At 65.8% G+C, this 19,772-nt stretch carries 21 protein-coding genes; 15 read left to right on the top strand and 6 right to left on the bottom strand.

Annotated elements, in window-relative coordinates; genetic code table 11:
* Positions 1-176: 176 nt before the first annotated feature.
* Positions 177-446 carry an usg protein gene (locus R2601_RS17400; protein WP_007800683.1) on the bottom strand — a complete coding sequence of 90 codons (270 nt, stop codon included), beginning with the start codon at positions 444-446 and terminating at the stop codon, positions 177-179.
* 230 nt (positions 447-676) lie between these two features.
* Between R2601_RS17400 and gyrA the strand changes: the two genes are divergently transcribed.
* Together gyrA and R2601_RS17410 are read left to right on the top strand one after the other, a co-directional pair.
* On the top strand, positions 677-3,394 hold the full coding sequence (gene gyrA / locus R2601_RS17405; RefSeq protein ID WP_007800685.1) for a DNA gyrase subunit A: 2,718 nt from the start codon (positions 677-679) through the stop codon (positions 3,392-3,394).
* A 218-nt stretch (positions 3,395-3,612) separates the two neighbouring features.
* Positions 3,613-4,305, top strand: coding sequence for a M48 family metalloprotease (locus R2601_RS17410; RefSeq protein WP_007800687.1), 693 nt, complete (start codon positions 3,613-3,615; stop codon positions 4,303-4,305).
* Positions 4,306-4,312: 7 nt separating this feature from the next.
* Here the strand turns inward: R2601_RS17410 and R2601_RS17415 are convergent, their stop codons facing one another.
* The gene (locus R2601_RS17415) at positions 4,313-4,642 is read right to left on the bottom strand and encodes a hypothetical protein (RefSeq protein ID WP_007800689.1); all 330 of its coding nucleotides are present in this window, start codon (positions 4,640-4,642) and stop codon (positions 4,313-4,315) included.
* Between the two features lie 262 nt (positions 4,643-4,904).
* Between R2601_RS17415 and thrS the strand changes: the two genes are divergently transcribed.
* From thrS to R2601_RS17440, 5 genes are all read left to right on the top strand, one after another.
* Positions 4,905-6,854 (top strand): threonine--tRNA ligase, encoded by a 1,950-nt coding sequence (gene thrS / locus R2601_RS17420; RefSeq protein ID WP_007800690.1) that lies wholly within the window; start codon positions 4,905-4,907, stop codon positions 6,852-6,854.
* Positions 6,855-7,183: 329 nt separating this feature from the next.
* The gene (locus R2601_RS17425) at positions 7,184-7,489 is read left to right on the top strand and encodes a BufA1 family periplasmic bufferin-type metallophore (RefSeq protein WP_040545480.1); all 306 of its coding nucleotides are present in this window, start codon (positions 7,184-7,186) and stop codon (positions 7,487-7,489) included.
* A gap of 64 nt (positions 7,490-7,553) precedes the next feature.
* The gene (gene bufB, locus R2601_RS17430) at positions 7,554-8,405 is read left to right on the top strand and encodes an MNIO family bufferin maturase (RefSeq protein WP_007800694.1); all 852 of its coding nucleotides are present in this window, start codon (positions 7,554-7,556) and stop codon (positions 8,403-8,405) included.
* A complete protein-coding gene (locus tag R2601_RS17435; RefSeq protein ID WP_007800695.1) occupies positions 8,402-9,142 on the top strand; it encodes an HvfC/BufC N-terminal domain-containing protein in 741 nt (246 codons plus the stop codon). Before bufB ends, R2601_RS17435 begins: the two co-directional genes overlap by 4 nt.
* A complete protein-coding gene (locus R2601_RS17440) occupies positions 9,130-9,702 on the top strand; it encodes a DoxX family membrane protein (protein ID WP_007800697.1) in 573 nt (190 codons plus the stop codon). The genes R2601_RS17435 and R2601_RS17440 overlap by 13 nt, the downstream gene beginning before the upstream one ends.
* 3 nt (positions 9,703-9,705) lie before the next feature.
* Here the strand turns inward: R2601_RS17440 and R2601_RS17445 are convergent, their stop codons facing one another.
* Positions 9,706-10,026, bottom strand: a complete 321-nt coding sequence (locus R2601_RS17445; RefSeq protein ID WP_007800699.1) for an ArsC/Spx/MgsR family protein — start codon at positions 10,024-10,026, stop codon at positions 9,706-9,708.
* 229 nt (positions 10,027-10,255) lie between these two features.
* Between R2601_RS17445 and R2601_RS17450 the strand changes: the two genes are divergently transcribed.
* Positions 10,256-10,462 carry a cold-shock protein gene (locus tag R2601_RS17450; protein WP_007800702.1) on the top strand — a complete coding sequence of 69 codons (207 nt, stop codon included), beginning with the start codon at positions 10,256-10,258 and terminating at the stop codon, positions 10,460-10,462.
* A 61-nt stretch (positions 10,463-10,523) separates the two neighbouring features.
* Here the strand turns inward: R2601_RS17450 and R2601_RS17455 are convergent, their stop codons facing one another.
* Positions 10,524-11,429 carry a LysR family transcriptional regulator gene (locus R2601_RS17455; protein ID WP_007800704.1) on the bottom strand — a complete coding sequence of 302 codons (906 nt, stop codon included), beginning with the start codon at positions 11,427-11,429 and terminating at the stop codon, positions 10,524-10,526.
* Between the two features lie 94 nt (positions 11,430-11,523).
* Here R2601_RS17455 and metF point away from each other — a divergent pair, with 94 nt between their 5' ends.
* From metF to R2601_RS17480, 5 genes are all read left to right on the top strand, one after another.
* Positions 11,524-12,390 (top strand): methylenetetrahydrofolate reductase [NAD(P)H], encoded by an 867-nt coding sequence (gene metF, locus R2601_RS17460; RefSeq protein WP_007800706.1) that lies wholly within the window; start codon positions 11,524-11,526, stop codon positions 12,388-12,390.
* 147 nt (positions 12,391-12,537) lie between these two features.
* Positions 12,538-13,053: a hypothetical protein gene (locus R2601_RS17465; protein ID WP_007800708.1), complete on the top strand. Its 516-nt coding sequence runs from the start codon at positions 12,538-12,540 to the stop codon at positions 13,051-13,053.
* Positions 13,054-13,218: 165 nt separating this feature from the next.
* Positions 13,219-14,010: an HAD-IIB family hydrolase gene (locus R2601_RS17470; protein WP_007800710.1), complete on the top strand. Its 792-nt coding sequence runs from the start codon at positions 13,219-13,221 to the stop codon at positions 14,008-14,010.
* Positions 14,003-15,229 (top strand): glycosyltransferase family protein, encoded by a 1,227-nt coding sequence (locus R2601_RS17475; protein WP_007800713.1) that lies wholly within the window; start codon positions 14,003-14,005, stop codon positions 15,227-15,229. Before R2601_RS17470 ends, R2601_RS17475 begins: the two co-directional genes overlap by 8 nt.
* Positions 15,230-15,313: 84 nt before the next feature.
* The gene (locus R2601_RS17480) at positions 15,314-15,961 is read left to right on the top strand and encodes a bifunctional 4-hydroxy-2-oxoglutarate aldolase/2-dehydro-3-deoxy-phosphogluconate aldolase (protein WP_007800715.1); all 648 of its coding nucleotides are present in this window, start codon (positions 15,314-15,316) and stop codon (positions 15,959-15,961) included.
* A 47-nt stretch (positions 15,962-16,008) separates the two neighbouring features.
* Here R2601_RS17480 and R2601_RS17485 read toward each other — a convergent pair whose 3' ends face one another.
* The gene (locus R2601_RS17485; protein ID WP_050768419.1) at positions 16,009-17,127 is read right to left on the bottom strand and encodes a DUF6456 domain-containing protein; all 1,119 of its coding nucleotides are present in this window, start codon (positions 17,125-17,127) and stop codon (positions 16,009-16,011) included.
* Between the two features lie 223 nt (positions 17,128-17,350).
* On the opposite strand from R2601_RS17485, the gene R2601_RS17490 reads away from it, so the two are divergent.
* Positions 17,351-17,647 (top strand): DUF6477 family protein, encoded by a 297-nt coding sequence (locus R2601_RS17490; protein ID WP_007800718.1) that lies wholly within the window; start codon positions 17,351-17,353, stop codon positions 17,645-17,647.
* Here R2601_RS17490 and R2601_RS17495 read toward each other — a convergent pair.
* Positions 17,640-19,184 carry a trimethylamine methyltransferase family protein gene (locus tag R2601_RS17495; protein WP_007800721.1) on the bottom strand — a complete coding sequence of 515 codons (1,545 nt, stop codon included), beginning with the start codon at positions 19,182-19,184 and terminating at the stop codon, positions 17,640-17,642. The two genes, R2601_RS17490 and R2601_RS17495, sit on opposite strands and share 8 nt — an antisense overlap.
* Positions 19,185-19,439: 255 nt before the next feature.
* Between R2601_RS17495 and R2601_RS27405 the strand changes: the two genes are divergently transcribed.
* Positions 19,440-19,772: DUF2270 domain-containing protein (locus R2601_RS27405; protein ID WP_007800723.1), on the top strand; the 333-nt coding region annotated here is incomplete at its 3' end.

Here is a 19,772-nt window from a genome sequence, read left to right on the forward strand (position 1 = left end):
GGCGGAGGCGCCGATGACCGCAACCGGAGAAGCCCCTCGTCCCTCGTGGCGAGGGGTGACCGGAAAACGCAGCGCCCGCCTCTTCTCTGGTTTTCAAATACCTCGGGGTGAATTCCGCCGGCGTGCCGGTGGAAGAGGGGCAGCGCCCCTCCCCTCTCCAGCCAGGCCGTGCTGCATCAGTGGTAATGGAACTCCCCGACAACCTGCCGCCACTCGCCCGACGACAGCATCTTGCGGTGGGTGAAGCGGATCGAGTGCAGCGGGCCCTCGATCTCGTCCTGCCAGAACTCGACGAACTTGAAGAGCCGCGGATGATCGGGGGCGAGGTCGTACTCCTGCCAGAGGAACGTGTTGAGAACGTTCCGGTAATCGGGCATGCGGTAGAAGATTTCCGCGGTGGTCAGGCCATAGCCCTTGAGCATCAGTTCGGTCGGTGTTTCCTGCATCGCTTTACCTCGGCTTTTTTCCGTGTTTAAAGCGTGCCGCGACACTCATCTTTTTTCAATTAAAACAGGTTGTTAGCAGGTCATTGCAGTGGCTGCCAGATTTGTCGCGCCGGCGCCATTGCGCCCCATATCCTGCATCTGATATAAGCCTCTCTCACAAGATATAGCATAATAACGGACAGGCGAGCATCGTGACCGACACGCCGGAACCCCCTGAAAACGATGAGGAAATGAGCGGACCCGAGCGCCCCTCCTACGGTGGCCCCGCGATCTCCATCATCGACGAGATGAAGTCGAGCTATCTCGATTACGCCATGAGCGTGATCGTGAGCCGCGCGATCCCGGATCTGCGCGACGGGCTGAAGCCCGTGCATCGACGCATCCTCTACACGCTCTGGGAGAACGGGCAGACCAAGTCCAAGCCCTACCGCAAATGCGCCACCGCCGTGGGCGACGTCATGGGCCGCTACCACCCGCATGGCGACTCGGCGGTCTATGACGCGCTGGTCCGGATGGCGCAGGATTTCTCCATGTCGCTGCCGCTGATCGACGGTCAGGGCAATTTCGGTTCCATGGATGGCGACCCGCCTGCCGCCTACCGTTACACCGAGTCGCGGCTCGAGCGCACTGCAGAGGCGCTGCTCGAGGATATCGACAAGGACACGGTCGATTTCGTCCCGAACTACGCCAACGAGCGCAACGAGCCGGTGGTGCTGCCCGCCCGCTATCCCAACGTGCTGGTCAACGGCGCCGAGGGCATCGCGGTCGGCATGGCCACGCGCATCCCGCCGCACAACCTCGGCGAGGTGATCGACGCGACGCTGGCGCTGATCGAGAACCCCGATCTCAGCTCGGAGCAGCTGATCGAGTACATCCCCGCCCCGGATTTCCCCACCGGCGGCGTCATCCTCGGCCGGTCCGGGGCCCGCAAGGCCTATCTCGAGGGCCGCGGTTCGGTGATCATCCGTGCCAAGACCCGCATCGAGGAGATCAAGCGCGATCGCTATGCCATCGTCATCGACGAGATTCCCTACCAGGTGAACAAGGCGACGATGATCGAGCGCATCGCGGAATCGGTGCGCGACAAGAAGATCGAGGGCATCGCCCACGTACAGGACGAATCCGACCGCTCGGGCGTGCGCGTGGTGATCGAGCTCAAGCGCGACGCCACCGCCGAGGTGGTGCTCAACCAGCTCTACCGCTTCACGCCGATGCAGGTCAGCTTCGGCTGCAACATGCTGGCGCTGAACGGCGGCAAGCCCGAGCAGCTCACCCTGCGCACCTTCCTCACCGCCTTCCTCGATTTCCGCGAGGACGTGGTGGCGCGGCGCACCGCCTACCTGCTGCGCAAGGCCCGCGAGCGCAGCCACATCCTGTGCGGCCTTGCCGTGGCGGTGGCCAATGTCGACGAGGTGGTGGCCACCATCCGGGCCTCGGTCGATGCCTCCGAGGCGCGCGAGAAGCTGATGACCCGGCGCTGGCCGGCGCATGAGATCGCGCCCTACATCCAGTTGATCGACGACCCGACCCACAAGATGAACGAGGACGGCACCTACAACCTGTCGGAAACGCAGGCCCGCGCCATCCTCGAACTGCGCCTGCAGCGCCTCACCCAGCTGGGCGTCAAGGAGGTCACCGACGAGCTCGAGGAGCTGGCCGGCAAGATCAAGGAATACCTCGAGATCCTTGGCTCGCGCGAGCGCATCATGGAGATCATCTCGAACGAGATGACCGCCGTCCGCGACCAGTTCGCGGTGCCGCGCCGCACCGAGATCGTCGACTGGGCCGGCGACATGGACGACGAGGACCTGATCGAGCGCGAGGACATGGTCGTCACCGTCACCCAGTCGGGCTACATCAAGCGGACCCCTCTGGCCGACTACCGCTCGCAGAAGCGCGGCGGCAAGGGCCTGTCGGGCGGCGGGCTCAAGGAAGACGACGTCGTCACCCAGCTCTTCGTGGCCAACACCCACACGCAGCTGCTGTTCTTCACCACCGCGGGCATGGTCTACAAGCTCAAGTGCTGGCGCCTCCCGCAGGGCGGACGCACCTCGAAGGGCAAGGCCATCGTCAACATCCTGCCGATCCCGCAGGGCGTGTCGGTGGCGGCGATCATGCCGGTCGACCGCCCTGAGGAGGACTGGGACGACCTGCAGATCGTCTTCGCCACCTCCAAGGGCTCGGTGCGCCGCAACCGGCTGTCGGATTTCACCAACGTCATGCGCAACGGCAAGATCGCGATGAAGTTCGAGGGCGACGACGAGGCGACCCGCCTGATCAACGCCCGGATCTGCTCGGAAGACGACGACGTGATGCTGGTCACCAATTCCGGCCGTGCCATCCGCTTCCCGGTGCCGGACGTGCGGGTGTTCAACTCGCGCAACTCCACCGGCGTGCGCGGCGTCAAGCTCGCGAACGGCGACGAGGTCGTGTCTATGTCTGTGATCCGGCACTTCGAGGCCGAGTCGGACGAGCGCGCCTCCTATCTCAAGATGCGCCGCGCCATGGCCGGCCTCGCGGATGATGCCGAGGCGGCCTCGGATGACGACGAGGGCAATGCCGACAGCCTGCTCTCGGCCGAGCGCTATGCCGAGATGTCGGCGGCGGAGAACCTGCTGCTGACGATCACCGCGAAGGGTCTTGGCAAACTGTCGTCTAGCCATGACTACCCGATCCGCGGCCGGGGCGGCATGGGCGTCACCGCGTGGGAGAAATCCATGCGCGGCGGCGAGATCGTCGCCTCCTTCCCGGTCGAGATGGAAGACCAGATCATGCTGGCCACCTCCACCGGCCAGTCAATCCGCGTCCCGGTCGAGGGCATCTCGTTCCGCTCGCGCAGCGCCGGCGGCGTGAAGGTGTTCAACACCCGCGAGGGCGAGACCGTGGTCTCGGTGGCCTGGATCGCCGATCAGGGCGATGAGGACGAGGGCGAGGCCGGGGAAGGCTGAGCTTTCCGGCAATCGCCGTGGTTTCTGACCTCCCGGCCGGGGTTCTGGCCGGGAGGTTTGTTTTTTTGAGTATTTGGAACGTAGAGAAGATCAGGGCGTGGTACGGGGGCGGCTTGCGGGTCTGTTCGTCATGAGCGGTTTGCGATCCGGCTCGTGCTCGCGGGAGGCGGCCATTTTTTGCTCTTGGAGGGGGCGCCGGGCGGCCCCATATTCGGGGTATGCTGAAGTTCACCCCGATCCTGCTCGCCATTCTCTACGCGCTCGCCATGTACCGAGTGTCGGTCTGGCGCACCACGAAAGAGCTCGACGCGAAGTCGACCGAGCTGGCCGATCCGCGCCTGAAGGCATTGACCGATCGCATGGCGGCGGCGCTCGAGCTGCCGCGCATCCGGGTCAACATCTACGAGATCGAGCCGGTCAACGGCCTCGCGGCGCCGGACGGGCGCATCTTCATCACCCGCGGTTTCTACAACCGCTATCGCGCCGGCGAGGTCTCGGCCGAGGAGATGGCCTCGGTGATCGCACATGAGCTGGGCCACGTGGCGCTGGGGCATTCGCGGCGGCGGATGATCGATTTCTCGGGCCAGAACGCGCTGCGCACCGCCATGGCGATGGTGCTGGGCCGCTTCCTGCCCGGCGTCGGCCCCTATCTAGCCACGGCGGCCATGAAGCTGCTGGCGGCGCGGCTGTCGCGCGGCGACGAGTACGAGGCCGACGCCTATGCCGCGGCCCTGCTGCACAAGTCCGGCATCGGCGTGGCGCCGCAGAAGACGCTCTTTACCAAGCTCGAGGCGCTGACAAACGCGCGCGGCGGCGTGCCCGCCTGGCTGATGTCGCACCCGAAGACCGAGGAGCGCATCGCCGCGCTGGAAAAGCTCGAGGCGCGCTGGGAGGCGGTCGGTCGGAGCTGATCACCCGTCAGGGAAGCAGGGCTTTCAACTGGAGCCGCTTCTCGGAGTCGTAATCATTGCTCAGCAGGACGCCCCGCACCGCGCCCCATGTCTCGGGCGGGAAGGCCTCGGGATCGACATCGGGCATCAGGAATCGGATCGAGGCTTTTTCGCCTTGGGTCAGCGGAACCGGGTCTCCGAAGGTCAGGGCAAGCTGCACCGGGGCCTCGGTTGTCACGGGGGCCGCAGCTTCAGCGCGGCTCTCCGTGGTGGCTGCATCGGTCGGAAGCGCGGCCGCAGCGGCAGCCCCAAGACTGCAGGCAAGCGCGAGGATGGGGGTGAAGTTCTTTGCGGTCATAGCGTCCTCCATGGTCATCCCACGCGATCAGGTTAGCACCACCTATCCGAGAAGGAACGCATCCGCACGATCACAAAGACGTTCCCCCTGCTCGGCCGTGGACACCCCGGCACGGCGAGAGATCCGGGCCCGACAGTCCGGCGTAGCTGCACAGGCGCGGCCGACTGTCCTTGACACCCCCTCCTCGCCCGGCCAAAAGACCCGCGCAACATAACCCGCAACCGGGCGTTCCGTGGGCGCCAAACCGACGAGGAGAGCCGCTATGGCCCAGATCTCTCTCACCTTTCCCGATGGCAATAAGCGCGAGTACGAGCAGGGCGTAACCCCCGCTGCGGTCGCCGAGTCGATCTCGAAATCGCTCTCGAAGAAGGCCATCTCCGCCATGGTCGACGGCCAACACTGGGATCTCCAGTGGCCGATCGAGCAGGACGCGCAGATCGCCATCAACACGCTGCAGGACGAGGCCCCGGCGCTCGAGCTGATCCGCCACGACCTCGCCCACGTGATGGCGCGCGCCGTGCAGGAGATCTGGCCCGACACCAAGGTCACCATCGGCCCGGTCACCGAGCATGGCTGGTTCTACGATTTCGACCGCGCAGAGCCCTTCACGCCGGAGGATCTCGGCCAGATCGAAGCCAAGATGAAGGACATCATCAACGCCCGCGAGCCGGTCACCACCGAGATCTGGGAGCGCGACCGCGCCCGCGCCTTCTATGAAGAGAACGGCGAACCCTACAAGGTCGAGTTGGTCGACCGCATTCCCGAGGGCGCGCCGATCCGCATGTACTGGCATGGCGGGTGGCAGGATCTCTGCCGAGGCCCGCACCTGCAGCATACCGGCCAGCTGCCGGCGGATTCGTTCAAGCTGATGGGCGTCTCGGGCGCCTACTGGTTCGGCGATGTGAATCGCCCGATGCTCCAGCGCGTCCAGGGCGTGGCCTTCCGCAACCGCAAGGATCTGCAGGGCTACCTCAACTTCCTCGAGGAGGCCGCCAAGCGCGACCACCGCAAGCTCGGCCGCGAAATGGACCTGTTCCACCTGCAGCCCGAGGCGCCGGGCCAGATCTTCTGGCACCCGAACGGCTGGACCATCTACACCTCGCTGCAGGATTACATGCGCCGCCAGCAGCACCGCGACGGCTATGTCGAGGTGAACACGCCGCAGGTGGTCGACCGCAAGCTCTGGGAAGCCTCGGGCCACTGGGACAACTACCAAGAGAACATGTTCATCGTCGAGGTCGATGAAGAGCATGCCCGCGAGAAGAGCATCAACGCGCTGAAGCCGATGAACTGCCCGTGCCACGTGCAGATCTTCAACTCGGGCCTCAAGTCCTACCGCGACCTGCCGCTGCGCATGGCCGAGTTCGGCTCGTGCAACCGCTACGAGCCCTCGGGCGCGCTGCACGGCATCATGCGGGTGCGCGGTTTCACCCAGGACGACGCGCATATCTTCTGCACCGATGACCAGATCGAGGCCGAGACCAAGAAGTTCATCGAGTTCCTAGCCGGCATCTATGCCGATCTCGGATTCCACAACTGGACCATCAAGCTCTCGACCCGCCCCGAGAAGCGCATCGGCTCGGAAGAGAGCTGGGACCGCGTAGAAGCGGCGCTCGGGGATGCCTGCAAGGCGGCTGGCTACGGGTTCGAGCTGCAGGAGGGCGAAGGCGCCTTCTACGGCCCGAAGCTCGAGTTCACGCTGACCGACGCCATCGGGCGGGAATGGCAATGCGGCACGCTGCAGGTCGACCCCAACCTGCCCGACCGTCTCGATGCGAGCTATATCGGCCAGGACGGCGAGAAACATCGTCCGGTCATGCTGCACCGCGCCGTGCTTGGCTCCTTCGAGCGCTTCATCGGTATCCTGATCGAGGAGCACGCCGGCAAGCTGCCGTTCTGGCTGGCCCCGCGTCAGGTGGTGGTGGCCTCGATCACCTCGGAGGCCGATGACTACGTGCACGAGGTCGTGGCCGAACTGAAAGCGGCAGGCGTGCGCGCCGAGGCCGACATCCGCAACGAGAAGATCAACTACAAGGTCCGCGAGCATTCGGTCGGCAAGGTGCCGGTTATCCTCGCTGTCGGCCACCGCGAGGTCGAGGAGCGCACCGTCACCGTGCGCCGCCTCGGCGAGAAGCAGACCAAGGTCGCGGCACTGGCCGAGATCACGCAGGAGCTGGGCGTCGAGGCGACGCCGCCGGATTTGCGCGGCTGAACAGACAGACCGGCCCCGAGCGGCCTGGTTTAAACTGTAACAAATCTCACGCACGGCCCCCGCGATCATCGCGGGGGCCGCTTTCGTTGTAACAAAGGTCTAGCACGGGCCCTCTTTCCGTTACGGCATCTGAAACACTCAAATGGAATACCACGAAATTCCAGAGTGATACGTCTTGTGACACATCCTCCGCGCGCTGACGCCGCTTGACACACACGTGAGCCACGCGCCCGTGAGTGGGCCGTGGCGGCATGTCGCGGCACTGTTGAGAGGCCACCGGGAGACACCCGGACCGGCACCAACGGGACACCCAACAAGGGAAAATGATCATGTCGAAAACCATCAAGACCGCCGCCCTGCTCAGCGCCGTCGCCACCGCCGTCACCCTCACCGCGCATCAGGCCGCGGCGCAGGAGAAGGAGAAGTGCTTCGGTGTGGCGCTGGCCGGTCAGAACGATTGCGCCGCCGGACCCGGCACCACCTGCGCCGGCACATCCAAGGTCGACTACCAGGGCAACGCGTGGAGCCTCGTCGACGAGGGCACCTGCATGGAAGTCATGCTGCCGGCGATGGCCGACGGCTCCGAGCGCATGGGCTCGCTCGAGGCGCTCGACCGCGACCTGCCCGAGATGTGAGGCCGCGCCGGGGCGGGGCCACCTGCCCGCCCCGCACCTCTGGCCCAGGACAAGGACGGGACCCATGCACAGCTTCACCACCCTGCCCGCCGCGCCCGGCGTCGGCTACAAGCCCCAGCACTATGCCGAGATCCTCGCCGGTGCCGGCCCGATCGGCTGGCTCGAGATCCACGCCGAGAACTACATGGGCGATGGCGGCCGCCCGCTGGCGCAATTGCGCGCGCTGGCCGAGCGCTTTCCGATCTCGGTGCACGGGGTCGGCCTTTCGATCGGCGGCGAGGGCCGCCTTGACGCCGAGCACCTCGCCCGGCTGAAGCACCTCGTGGGCTGGCTGAACCCGGCCAGCTTTTCCGAGCATCTCGCCTGGTCGACCCATGACAGCGCCTTTCTCAACGATCTGCTGCCGCTGCCCTACACGAACGCCACGCTTGACCGCGTCGTCGCGCATGTCGACGAGGTGCAGGACACGCTTGGCCGGCAGATGCTGCTCGAGAACCCGTCGAGCTATCTCGCCTTCTCCGAGAGCACATGGGACGAGCCCGACTTCCTGCGCGAGATCGCAAGGCGGACCGGGTGCGGCCTGCTGCTCGACGTCAACAACGTCTTCGTCTCGGCGACCAATCTCGGCTTCACGCCGCAGGCCTATATCGATGGCTTCGCGCTCGATCAGGTCGGCGAGATCCATCTTGGCGGCCATGACGAGGACGAAGACGACCATGGCGCGCCGCTGCTGATCGACAGCCACGGCCGCGAGGTTGCCGACCCGGTCTGGGCGCTTCTGAGTCACACGCTGGTACGCTCCGGGCCGAAGCCTCTGCTGATCGAATGGGACACCGATGTTCCGGCCTGGCCTGTGCTGGCCGAGGAGGCCCGAAGGGCCGAGGAGGCGCTGGCCCGGCTGGCGGTCGCCGCATGAGCCAGCAGGCCTTCCACCACGCGCTGCTCGATCCAGCGCGCCCGGTGCCCGACGGGCTTACCGACGGGGCGGGCCACCCGGCCGGGCGGCGCTATGCGGTCTATCGCAACAATGTCGCGGTCTCGCTGACCGAGGCGCTCATAACCGGCTTTCCCGCCTGCGCGGCATTGCTTGGCGCGGACAACATGAGCCGCATCGCCGGGCGCTTCCTGCGCCAGCATCCGCCGGCAAGCCCGCTGATGATCCACTGGGGCGCCGCTTTCCCGGCCTTTCTCGACGGGCTCGACGGGCTCGGTCGACTGCCCTTCCTGTCGGATGTCGCCCGGCTTGAGCTGGCGCTGCGCCGCGCCTATCACGCTGCCGATGCCACGCCCGTCGCCCCCAACGCCCTGCTCTCGATCCCCGAGGACAGGCTCGGCCTTGCCCGGCTGCGGCTGGCGCCAAGCGTCCAGATCGTGAAATCGCGCTGGCCCGTGGCCGAGATCCGCGCCTTTGCGCTTGGCCTCGGCGCCGCCCCGACGAGCGGCGCGCAGGAGATCGCCGTTCTGCGCCCGGATTACGACCCGGAGCCGCACGTGCTGCCCCCGCAGGGTCACGCCTTCCTCGCGGCGCTTCAGGCCAACATGCCGCTCGGCGCCGCCGTCACCCAATGCGGACCCGGCTTCGATCCCGCCCCCTGCCTCGCGCTGCTGCTGGGTCACGGCGCCATCACGGAGATCCTGACATGCCCCGGCTGATCCCGCTCTACCATCGCGCCACGAGCCACCTCGAGCCACTGACCGAAGGTTTGCTGCCACTCCTCGCCCGCCTGACCTTTGCTGCAACGCTGGTAGGCTATTTCTGGGCCTCGGCACGTACCAAGCTGGGCGACGGCCTGCTCGGTTTCCTGAGACCTTCGACAGGCGCCTATGCGCAGATCTGGCCGCGCCAGTTCGAGGCGGTGGGCTATGACGCCAGCCAGCTTGGAGTGCTGCACTGGGCCGTCACCGTGGCCGGGACGTGGGCGGAATTCCTGCTGCCGCTCCTGATCGTGCTGGGGCTTGCCACGCGGCTCGCCGCGCTCGGCATGATCGGTTTCGTCTCCGTGCAGAGCCTCACCGACCTTTACGGTCATGGCGGCATCGCGCATCCCGAAACGCTGGGCGCGTGGTTCGACCGCATCCCGGACGCACCGATCCTCGACCAGAGGATGTTCTGGATGCTGCTCCTCATCACGCTGGTGCTGAAGGGCGGCGGCTGGCTGGCGCTCGACCGGTTGGTCGCGCGCCGCCTTGCCCCACCTCCCCAACCAGCATGAGCCTCAGGCGCTGACGCCGAGCGCGCCCTGCGTGGCCTTGTCCAAGCCCAGATACATCTGATCACCGTCGACGATCAACGGGCGCTTCATCAGCGCCGGATGGGCCGCGAGCAGCGCAAGCGGCGGCGTCGCGCGCTCGTCCTCAGAGAGCCCGCGCCACGTGGTCGACCGCGTGTTCAGCAGCTTGTCGCCAAACCGCGAATGCGCCTTCGCCATCACCTCGTCGGGCACGCCATCGACCCGCACATCAACCAACTCGGCCTGCGGCAAAGCCTTCATCGCCTTCCGGCAGGTGTCGCAATTTTTCAGCCCGTAGATCCGCATCTCGCCTTCTCCTTCGTCTTGCGGCGACAAATTATCGCCGATCGCTGCGAGAGCGAAGCGTTTCGCTTGATTTTTGTCAGACCTGTGCAACGCTTTGTTTCGTGACCTTCGATGATCAGCACCGAAAGCACGGCATTATAAGCTGACTTTCGGCCTGAAAGGCGAATGTGACGGGGCGCCCGGGCCAGGCCGGGCAACAACATTTGACGACTGGAAGGAGCACGGGAACATGCCGAGTGGCACCGTGAAATGGTTTAACACGACAAAAGGCTACGGCTTCATTGCGCCGGAAGAGGGCGGAAAAGACGTTTTTGTTCATATTTCAGCGGTCGAGCGGTCCGGTCTCACGGGACTCGCGGACAACCAGAAGGTGAGCTACGATCTCAAGGAAGGACGCGACGGCCGCATGATGGCGTCGGACCTCAAACCCCTCTGATTTTTCTATAAAATATCGCCTCGGCCCTGATGCGGGCCGGGTGCGTTTCCGAAACGCGGAGCTACTGCGTCTGAAGCTTGTGTGCCTCCTGTCCGGCCAGTCGGATCAGGTCGGCCATGTATGGCTTTTCGAGATCATCGCTCCGGGTCGCGGCATAGAGCGTGCGGGTCAGCCCATGCTCGGTGAGCGGGCGCGTGACATAATCCGAGTTGTATTTCACCTCGCGCACGACCCAGTCGGGCAGCACCGAGACACCGCGGTTCGACGCCACCAAAAGGAGAATCACCGCCGTCAGTTCAACCTGACGAATCGCGGCGGGTTCGACCTTGGCCGGGCTCAGCAGTTGCGAGAAGATATCGAGCCGCGCCCGGTCCACCGGGTAGGTGATCAGCGTCTCACCGCGGAAATCCGTCGCATCGATGAAGGGCTTTTCCGCCAGCGGGTGCGACGCCGCGGCCACGAAGACCGGGCTGTAATCGAAGAGCGGCGTGAAAGTGACGTCGGGGAGAGCCTCCGGGTCGGAGGAGATCACCACATCCACATCCTCCTTCTGCAACGCCGGCAGCGCGTCAAAGGCGAGGCCTGGTCGGATGTCGACATCGACATCCGGCCAGCTCTTGCGAAACGCCTCGAGCACCGGGAACAGCCATTCGAAACAGGCGTGACACTCGATGGCGATATGAAGCCGGCCCGAGCGCCCTGCCCTGAGCCCCGCGAACTCGGCCTGCGCGGCCTCGACCTGCGGCAGGACCTGCTCGGCCAGCCGCAACAGCCGCATCCCCGCCGCCGACAGGCGCATGGGCTTTGACCGCCGCACGAAGAGCTCGATCCCGGCCTGTTCTTCCAAGCCCTTGATCTGGTGGCTCAAAGCCGATTGCGTGATGTTCAGCTGGTCGGCCGCGCGGGCCAGACTGCCCGCCTCATGCACCGCCTTGATCGTGCGGAGATGACGGAACTCAATGTGCATCCTATCGTTTCACTCATGTTGTTCTTGAGATTTATGAGTTTGTCTCACATTGCGGTATGTGCGACAAGCCTCGCAACAAAAGAGGATCCCGGCAATGCAACGCCCCGACATCTCATTCGAGTTCTTTCCGCCCCGCAACATCGAGGCGACCTTCCGCCTGTGGGACACGGTTCAATCGCTGGCCCCGCTGGACCCGCGCTTTGTCTCGGTCACCTATGGTGCCGGCGGCACCACCCGTGAGCTGACCCGCGACGTGGTCGCCACGCTGCACAAGCATTCCGGCCTGAAGGTCGCGGCGCACCTGACCTGCGTCGACGCCACCAAGTCCGAGACGCTGGCCATCGCCGAGCAGTTCAATGCCGCAGGTGTGAGCGACATCGTCGCCCTGCGCGGCGACCCGCCGAAGGGCGCCACCGGCTTCACGCCGCACGAAGATGGCTTTTCCAGCTCGGTCGAACTGATCGAGGCGCTGCGCGAGGCGGGCGATTTCAACATCCGCGTCGGCGCCTATCCCGACATCCATCCCGAGGCCGCCTCGGGTCAGGCCGACGTGGACTGGCTCAAGCGCAAGCTCGATGCCGGTGCCTCCGAGGCGCTGACCCAGTTCTTCTTCGAGGCCGAGACCTTCTTCCGCTTCCGCGATGCCTGCGAGAAAGCCGGCATCGACAAGCCGATCGTGCCGGGCATCCTGCCGATCGAGAACTGGAAGGGCGCGCGCCGCTTCGCCGAGTCCTGCGGCACCAAGATCCCCGCCTGGGTGATCGAGGCCTTCGAGAAGGCCGAGCGCGACGGCCGTCAGGATCTGCTCGCCACCTCGATCTGCACCGAGCTCTGCTCGGAGCTGCTCGACGGCGGGGTCGACAAGCTGCATTTCTACACGCTCAATCGCCCCGAGCTGACCCGAGATGTCTGCTTCGCGCTCGGCGTCACGCCCGAGACCAAGCTCGAGCACGTCGCCTGAGACGCCCCGGACGGGCGTGGCTGACGGGTCATGACGGCGGAAAGATGATCGTCGCCGGCAACAGTTCCGCATGTTGCCGGCAACCTGCCGTAATCGTGCCAATTTGAGAAGTTAGACCACACACCGTATCAACGGAGTGTGTTTCCAATGCGTGTATTTTTCTCGAATTTCTATCGTCTCGCCCACCGGACCGCCGGCGTTTATGCCGGGATCGCAACGCTGGGCTTTCTCGTCAGCGTGCCGTCGCAGGTTGCGGCCGGGCGGCATGTCATCATTCCCATTGTCATTTCCCTCGTCGCCATCGCCGCCGCCGCGGTTCTCACGCGGCCAACGCTGCTGCCCCACTGGCTGTCACAACGGTTCTCGCGACCGGGGGCGGTCATCGACCTGCTTCCTGTGCTGCTTGGCAACGCGCTGTTGCCGCTGCTCTTCATCGTCCCGTGCATGGGGCTGGTGATGGCGCTCGGCCTGTCCGAGGATCTCACCCGGCAAATCGCGATCCTGTCCGCCTCGATCCCGTTCATGCTGCTCGGAATCAGCTGGTGGGTCGGGCTGGTCCTTTGCCTCTGGCCGAAGCGCGTCGATCCCGACGACCGCGACGGTGATTTCGTGCAGCTCCTGTCGCAATCGCTGCCAATGTTGCGCCGCCAGCGCGGGGTCTGATGCTGCGCTGTTTCGTCACCCTGACGCTACGACACAGGAACGCTTTGAAAAGAGGCGGTTAATTCGCCTCTTACACAAAGTTCACCGAAGAAAGTCGCGCCAGCTGTTCCCTCTCCCGTCGCAATCCGGTTACGCTCCGGAGAAACGACGAGGGATGATCGGCAGGTGCGGCTAATCGTTTTCACGGATCTGGACGGCACGCTGCTGGACCACGGCGATTACAGCTACAGCGCCGCCATGCCCGCGCTGCAAGCGCTACAGGCGCAAGAAATCCCCCTGATCCTCGCAAGCTCCAAGACCGCCGCCGAGATCGCACCGCTGCATGCGGAACTGGGCCTCGGAGACTGGCCGATCATCGTCGAGAACGGCGCCCAGCGTGTCACCCCCGGGGCCAACATGCACGACCGAAGCGCCTACGAGCGGCTGCGCCGGGTGCTCTTTGAGCTGCCAACGGAGTTGCGCGCGTCCTATCGCGGCTTCGGAGACATGACCGACCAGGAGGTCGCGGAGATCACCGGCCTGCCGCCCGAAGGCGCGCGGCTGGCGCGTCTGCGCAACTTCACCGAGCCGGGCGTGTGGAGCGGAGACGAAGCCGGCCTGACCGCCTTCCTCGCGGCGCTCGACACCAGGGGCGTCGCCGCGCGCCGCGGCGGGCGCTTCCTGACGCTCTCTTTCGGCGGCACCAAGGCGCAACAGATGGCCGGGATCATGGTCGATCTCGGCCGCGACACCGCCATCGCGCTCGGCGACGCGCCCAATGACACCGAAATGCTGGAGACCGCCGATTACGGCGTCATCATCCGCAACGATCACGGCCAGGGCATTCCCGCCCTGCCCGGGGAAACCACAGGCACCATCATCCGTAGCGAAGCGCCCGGACCCGCAGGCTGGAACGCCTGCGTGCTGACGCTTCTCGACAGGCTCGGATACAGCAAGAGAGCAGACCGACATGGCTGACTTCCAGCAGAACGGCAACATCGCCCAGTTCCACAACCTGCGCTCGCGCCCGACCGAGGAGATGATCTACGAGCTCGAGACCTTCGCGCAAAGCCGCAAGATCTCTCTGATCCTGCCCTCGCTGTTCTCCGAGCTCGAAGGCGATGCGCTGCCCAACATCCTGCAGGAGTTGAAGCAGGTCACCTACCTGCATCGCATCATCGTGGGCCTCGACCGCGCCGATGAGGCGCAGTACCGCCACGCGCGGCAGTTCTTTTCGGTGCTGCCGCAGCAGACCACCGTGATCTGGAACGACAGCCCGCGCATGCTGCAGATCATGGGCCGGCTCGAGGCGCTGGGGCTCGCCCCGCAGGAGCCGGGCAAGGGCAAGAACGTCTGGGGCTGCATGGGCTACCTGATCTCCTGCGCCGACAGTTCGGTGATGGCGATCCACGACTGCGACATCGTCACCTACAAGCGCGAGATGCTCGACCGGCTGGTCTATCCGGTGGCCAACCCGACCTTCCCCTACCAGCTCTCCAAGGGCTTCTACCCGCGGGTCGGCAACAACAAGCTCAACGGCCGGGTGACGCGGCTGTTGGTCTCACCGCTGCTGATCGCGCTCAAGCGCACCATCGGCGACCGAGACTACATCGACTACCTGCGCGCCTTCCGCTACCCGCTCTCGGGCGAGATGGCGCTGCGCACCGGCCTGCTGCCCGACCTGCGTATCCCCTCGGACTGGGGGCTCGAGATCGGGGTGCTCTCGGAGGCGTGGCGCAACCTCGGACCGCGCCAGGTCTGCCAGGTCGAGATCGCCGACCAGTACGATCACAAGCACCAGGATCTTTCCGCCGAGGATGCCTCGCAGGGGCTGTCGCGCATGTCGACCGACATCTGCAAGGCGATCTACCGCAAGCTCGCCGCCGACGGCACCGTGTTCACCCCGCACGTGTTCCGCACGCTCAAGGCCACCTATTACCGCTCGGCGCTCGACCTGCTCGAGGCCTACTGGGCCGATGCCAAGATGAACGGCCTGACCATCGACCGCCATGCCGAGGAGCAGAGCATCGAGATGTTCGGTGAGAACATCACCCGCGCCGGCCAGCTGTTCATCGAGAACCCGCAGGAGACGCCCTTCATCCCGACCTGGAACCGCGTGCATTCCGCCGACCCGACGCTGCTGAGCGATTTCCGGGCGGCGGTGGCGGCGGATCAGGAAGAATACGGCAGCGACTGACGCCGCGTGATGTTAGCGCTCTACACCCCGCCGGGGAAACGTGCTAACGCGTGGCCAACGCCCTTGGAACCAGGAGATCCGACCATGATCACCCCCGCCGCCGCCAGCCTCGAGTCCGAGAAGCTCTGCCGCCTCGCCCCGGTCATTCCGGTGCTCGTCATCGACGATGTCGCCCATGCCGCACCGCTGGCTCAGGCGCTGGTCAAGGGCGGCCTGCCGGTGCTGGAAGTGACCCTGCGCACCCCCTGCGCGCTCGAGGCCATCGCCGAGATGGCAAAGGTCGAGGGCGGCGTGGTCGGCGCGGGCACGCTGCTGACCCCGGACGACGTCAAGAAGGCGGTCGATGCCGGCGCCAAGTTCGGTGTCTCGCCGGGCGCCACCGACAAGCTGCTCGACGCCTGCGAAGAGGCCGACCTGCCGCTGCTGCCGGGGGCTGCCAGCGCTTCGGAGGCGATGGCCCTGCTCGAGCGCGGCTACACGGTGCAGAAGTTCTTTCCGGCCGAGGCCTCGGGCGGCGCCAAGGCGCTGAAGGCCATCGGCGCGCCGCTGCCGCAAGTGCGGTTCTGCCCCACGGGCGGCATCAGCATGGGCAACATCGCCGACTATCTCGGCCTGTCGAACGTTCTGTGCTGCGGCGGAAGCTGGGTCGCCCCCAAGGACAAGATGCTCTCGGGTGACTGGGACGGCATCACCACGCTGGCCGCCGAAGCCGCGGCCCTGCCGCGCAGCTAAGCCAAAGCCGTCAAGGGTGGGCCGAAGCACCGGCCCACCCCGATCTGCTAGCCGATCATGCCGCCACCGCTGGCGTTGAGATCGTCATAGAATCGGTGCAGCCGCTGCAGGGCGATGCGCAGCACGATCTTGCCCGAGCGCGCCGACCAGCCCATGCGCTTCTCGGTCACCTCGAGCCCTTCCAGATAGCAGCAGCATTGCAGCGCCACGTCGCCAAGGCCGGGCCCCAGTTCGCGCAGCGCTGCGGTAAGCCTTGCACGCGCCGCCTCGGGTCCACGCGGCACGTCGCGCGTCACGCCCCGATCGACGCCGGCGGTCAGAAACTGGTCCCAGTTCTGCGCCACCCGCGGCCCCATCTGGGCCAGCTCGAAATCCTCGCGCAGGCGCTCACCGGCGCGCACCAGATCATCCTGCAGGAACGGCGCGCCGTCCTTGTCGCGCCGCCGCGCCAGCAGCGCCAGCGGCGCCTCGTGCATCAGGTTGCGCCGGCGCGCCTTCGGGTCGTCTTCCTCGGCCTGCATCGCCGCCTCGGCGGCGCGGCCGCTGTCGAACCCGGTCTGCGCCTCGGCAAAGCCGCGCAGCTTGGTCTCCTGCTCGGCCACCAGCCGCCCCAGCGCCGCGCGCCCGGCCGAGGTGATGCGATAGCGCGAGATCCGCCCCGGCGCATCGCACGCGATCCAGCCCTTCAGCGCCATGGCCTGGGCGATCGGCGCATCGACCACAGCCGTTCTGGTCGAGCCCCCCTCTCCGGTGTCGCGCACCACGACGCCCTTGTCCATTTCCGCCGCGACGGCGAGCACCGCGCCACTTTCGCAGAGCCTGCGCAGCACCCGACGTGCCTCGCGCGCCAGCTTGACCTCGTCCGGGGCCGGCTCGTTGCCGGACATTTCGTTCATCGGCCCGAACTCCTTCGTGACGTGTGCTGCCATTTCCGGGGAGCGCATCGCACCGAGACGGCGCAGCGCGCCATCCACCAGCGGGTCATCCCGGAGCGTCTCCATCCGCCGGACCTGCCGCAGGACGGTCGAGGCGTGACACCCCGCATCCCGCGCCAGCTTGCGGATGGCCTCGCCGCCCACTGTGTGGGCAAGATAGTGCTTGGCATCGTCCGGCACCCATGCCGGAAAGCTCGGTCCAACAGCTTTTTCTCCACTGTAAAAGTTCATGGTAAGTCCCCTCGGTCCTTAATTTTATCCACAGATTTTTCCCCAGACCGGACCCAAATTCAGCGCGCTCAAGTTACCTGAACGTTAACAATTTTGCCGAACATCAAAAATTATCCACAATTCATAAACAATTATTAAGTGAGCGACCTTCCGCTCTGGTTGTGCCGCAACACCCGGATTTCACATGGCATGGTTGGGCCTCCCACTTCCGAAGGACCGACCGATGCACGATCTCACCAGCCTCCTGCACAGCCTCCACCGCCCCCGACTGCTGATCCGGGCCGCACGCATCGCCGCAGAGGAGTATCGCCGCGACCCGCATCTGGCGCGCGTACTCGGGGCGCCGACGCCGGGACATCGCGGCGCCGCGCTGCTGCAACTTCTCGAGATCGAGGGCTTGATGGACGAACGCAGAAAGGCGCGCGACGGGGCCTATTCCGTCGCGCGCCATGTGGAAACGCTGGCCGCAGTGATCGGCGAGGCGCGCCTTATGGCGCGGCCCGAAGACCGCCTTACATGAAGCTGTCGGGCATGCTCGCCTTCTTGGCTGCCACGAAGGCGTCGAGCGCCTCGGCGGTGGCCGGGTCCATGCTGGGCTGCTCGTAACTGGCAAGAAGCTTGCGCACCCGCTCAGAGGCCAGCGTCAGCGTGTCGCGTCCGCCTTCCTCGATCCAGGTCTCGAACGGCTTGTAGTCGAACAGCTCGGAGCGCCAGAACGCAGTCTTGAAATGCGCCTGGGTGTGGGCACAGCCAAGGTAGTGCCCGCCCGGTCCGACCTCACGGAGCGCATCCATCGCCTGCGCGCTTTCGTCGACCGCAACGCCCGCCGCCATCTTGTGCAGCGCGCCGAGCTGGTCGGCATCCATGACGAACTTCTCGTAGGACGCGACCAGCCCACCCTCCAGCCAGCCGCAGGCATGCAGCATGAAGTTCACCCCGGCGAGCAGCCCGTTGTTGAGCGTGTTCGCGGTCTCGTAGGCGGCCTGCGCGTCGGGCAGCTTGGAGCCGCAGAACGACCCGGCCGAGCGGAACGGCAGGCCCAGCCGCCGTGCCAGTTGCCCGGCGCCATAGGTGATCTGCGCCGCCTCGGGGGTGCCGAAGGTGGGCGCGCCCGAGTTCATGTCGATCGAGGTCACGAAGGCCCCGAAGATCACCGGCGCGCCGGGACGCACCAGCTGCGAATAGGCCACGCCCGCGAGCCCCTCGGCAAGGACCTGCGTCAGCGTGCCCGCCACCGAAACCGGCGCCATCGCCCCGCCGACGATGAACGGCGAGATGATGCAGGCCTGGTTGTTGGCGGCATAGACCTCGAGCGCGCCCATCATCGTGTCGTCGAAGGTCAGCGGCGAGTTGATGTTGATCAGCGAGGTCATCACGGTGTTGTCCTGCACGAACTGCTCGCCGAAGAGCACGCCGCACATGTCGACGCTGTCCTGCGCCCGGCTCGGTTCGGTGACAGACCCCATGAAAGGCTTGTCCGAGAGCGTCATATGCGCGTGCAACATGTCGAGATGACGCTTGTTCACCGGAACGTCGGTGGGCTCGCAAACGGTGCCGCCGGAATGATGCAGCCAGCGTGACATCTGGCCCAGCTTCACGAAGTTGCGGAAATCGTCGATCGTGGCATAGCGCCGTCCGCCCTCGGCATCGTGCACGAAGGGCGGGCCGTAGACCGGGGCCAGCACGAGGTTACGGCCACCGATCTCGACAGTCTTCGCCGGGTTGCGGGCGACCTGGGTGAACCGCGACGGCGCGGTGGCGCAAAGCTTCCGCGCCAACCCGCGCGGGATGCGCACCCGCTCGCCGTCGATCTCGGCCCCGGCCTGACGCCAGCGCTCGAGCGCGCCGGGGTTGTTGACGAAGTTGACGCCGATCTCTTCCAGCACGGTCTCGGCATTGTGCTCGATGATCTGCAGCGCTTCCTCGTTGAGGATCTCGAGATCGGGGATGTTGCGCTCGATGTAGCGCGCCGTCTCGACCACCGCCGAGCCCCGTGCCGCCCGTCGCGCCGCACCACCGCCGCTTCTGCCCCGTTTCCGCGTCGTCGCCTCGACCATGATGTTCTTCCCCGCGTGAATCCGGGCGCCTCCCTGCGCCCAAGGTTCCCTTTTCTTACCCGTCGGCCCGGGCCGAGGGATGCGTGATTGCGGCGGATGGCGTGGAAATGCGACATCTCGCCGGTACAAACGCGTCCTCACGGGACCGTCACGGCCACGCTCGTCTCCGGTCACCACCTTTTAACACATTTGGCACATAGCTTTTGCCGGGGGCGCATCGAAGGCGGCGCAGGACGCCGGGCTAAGGGTGGACAAATGCCGAGCAAAGAACAGCTCGCAACGCTGGCCGACTGGCTGGATGACGCAGAAAACGGCGATGATATTGTGCAAATTCATGCGCTTCCCGAGCTGAGCTCGGCCGAGATCGGGGCGCTCGCCCATCTCTATCGCAGCGAGGTCTATCGCTGCAGCGTCTGGCGCACCCGTCTCGACACCACGACCAACTGGGCCGTGGTCACGCTGGGCGTGGCGCTGTCGATCTCCTACGCGTCGCCCGATGCCTCGCCGCTGCCGCTGGTCCTGATCGGCATCCTGAACCTGTTCTTTTTGACGCTCGAAGCCCGCCGCTATCGCTACTGCGACAGCTGC

The organism is Salipiger bermudensis HTCC2601, from assembly GCF_000153725.1.
GTDB lineage: Bacteria > Pseudomonadota > Alphaproteobacteria > Rhodobacterales > Rhodobacteraceae > Salipiger > Salipiger bermudensis.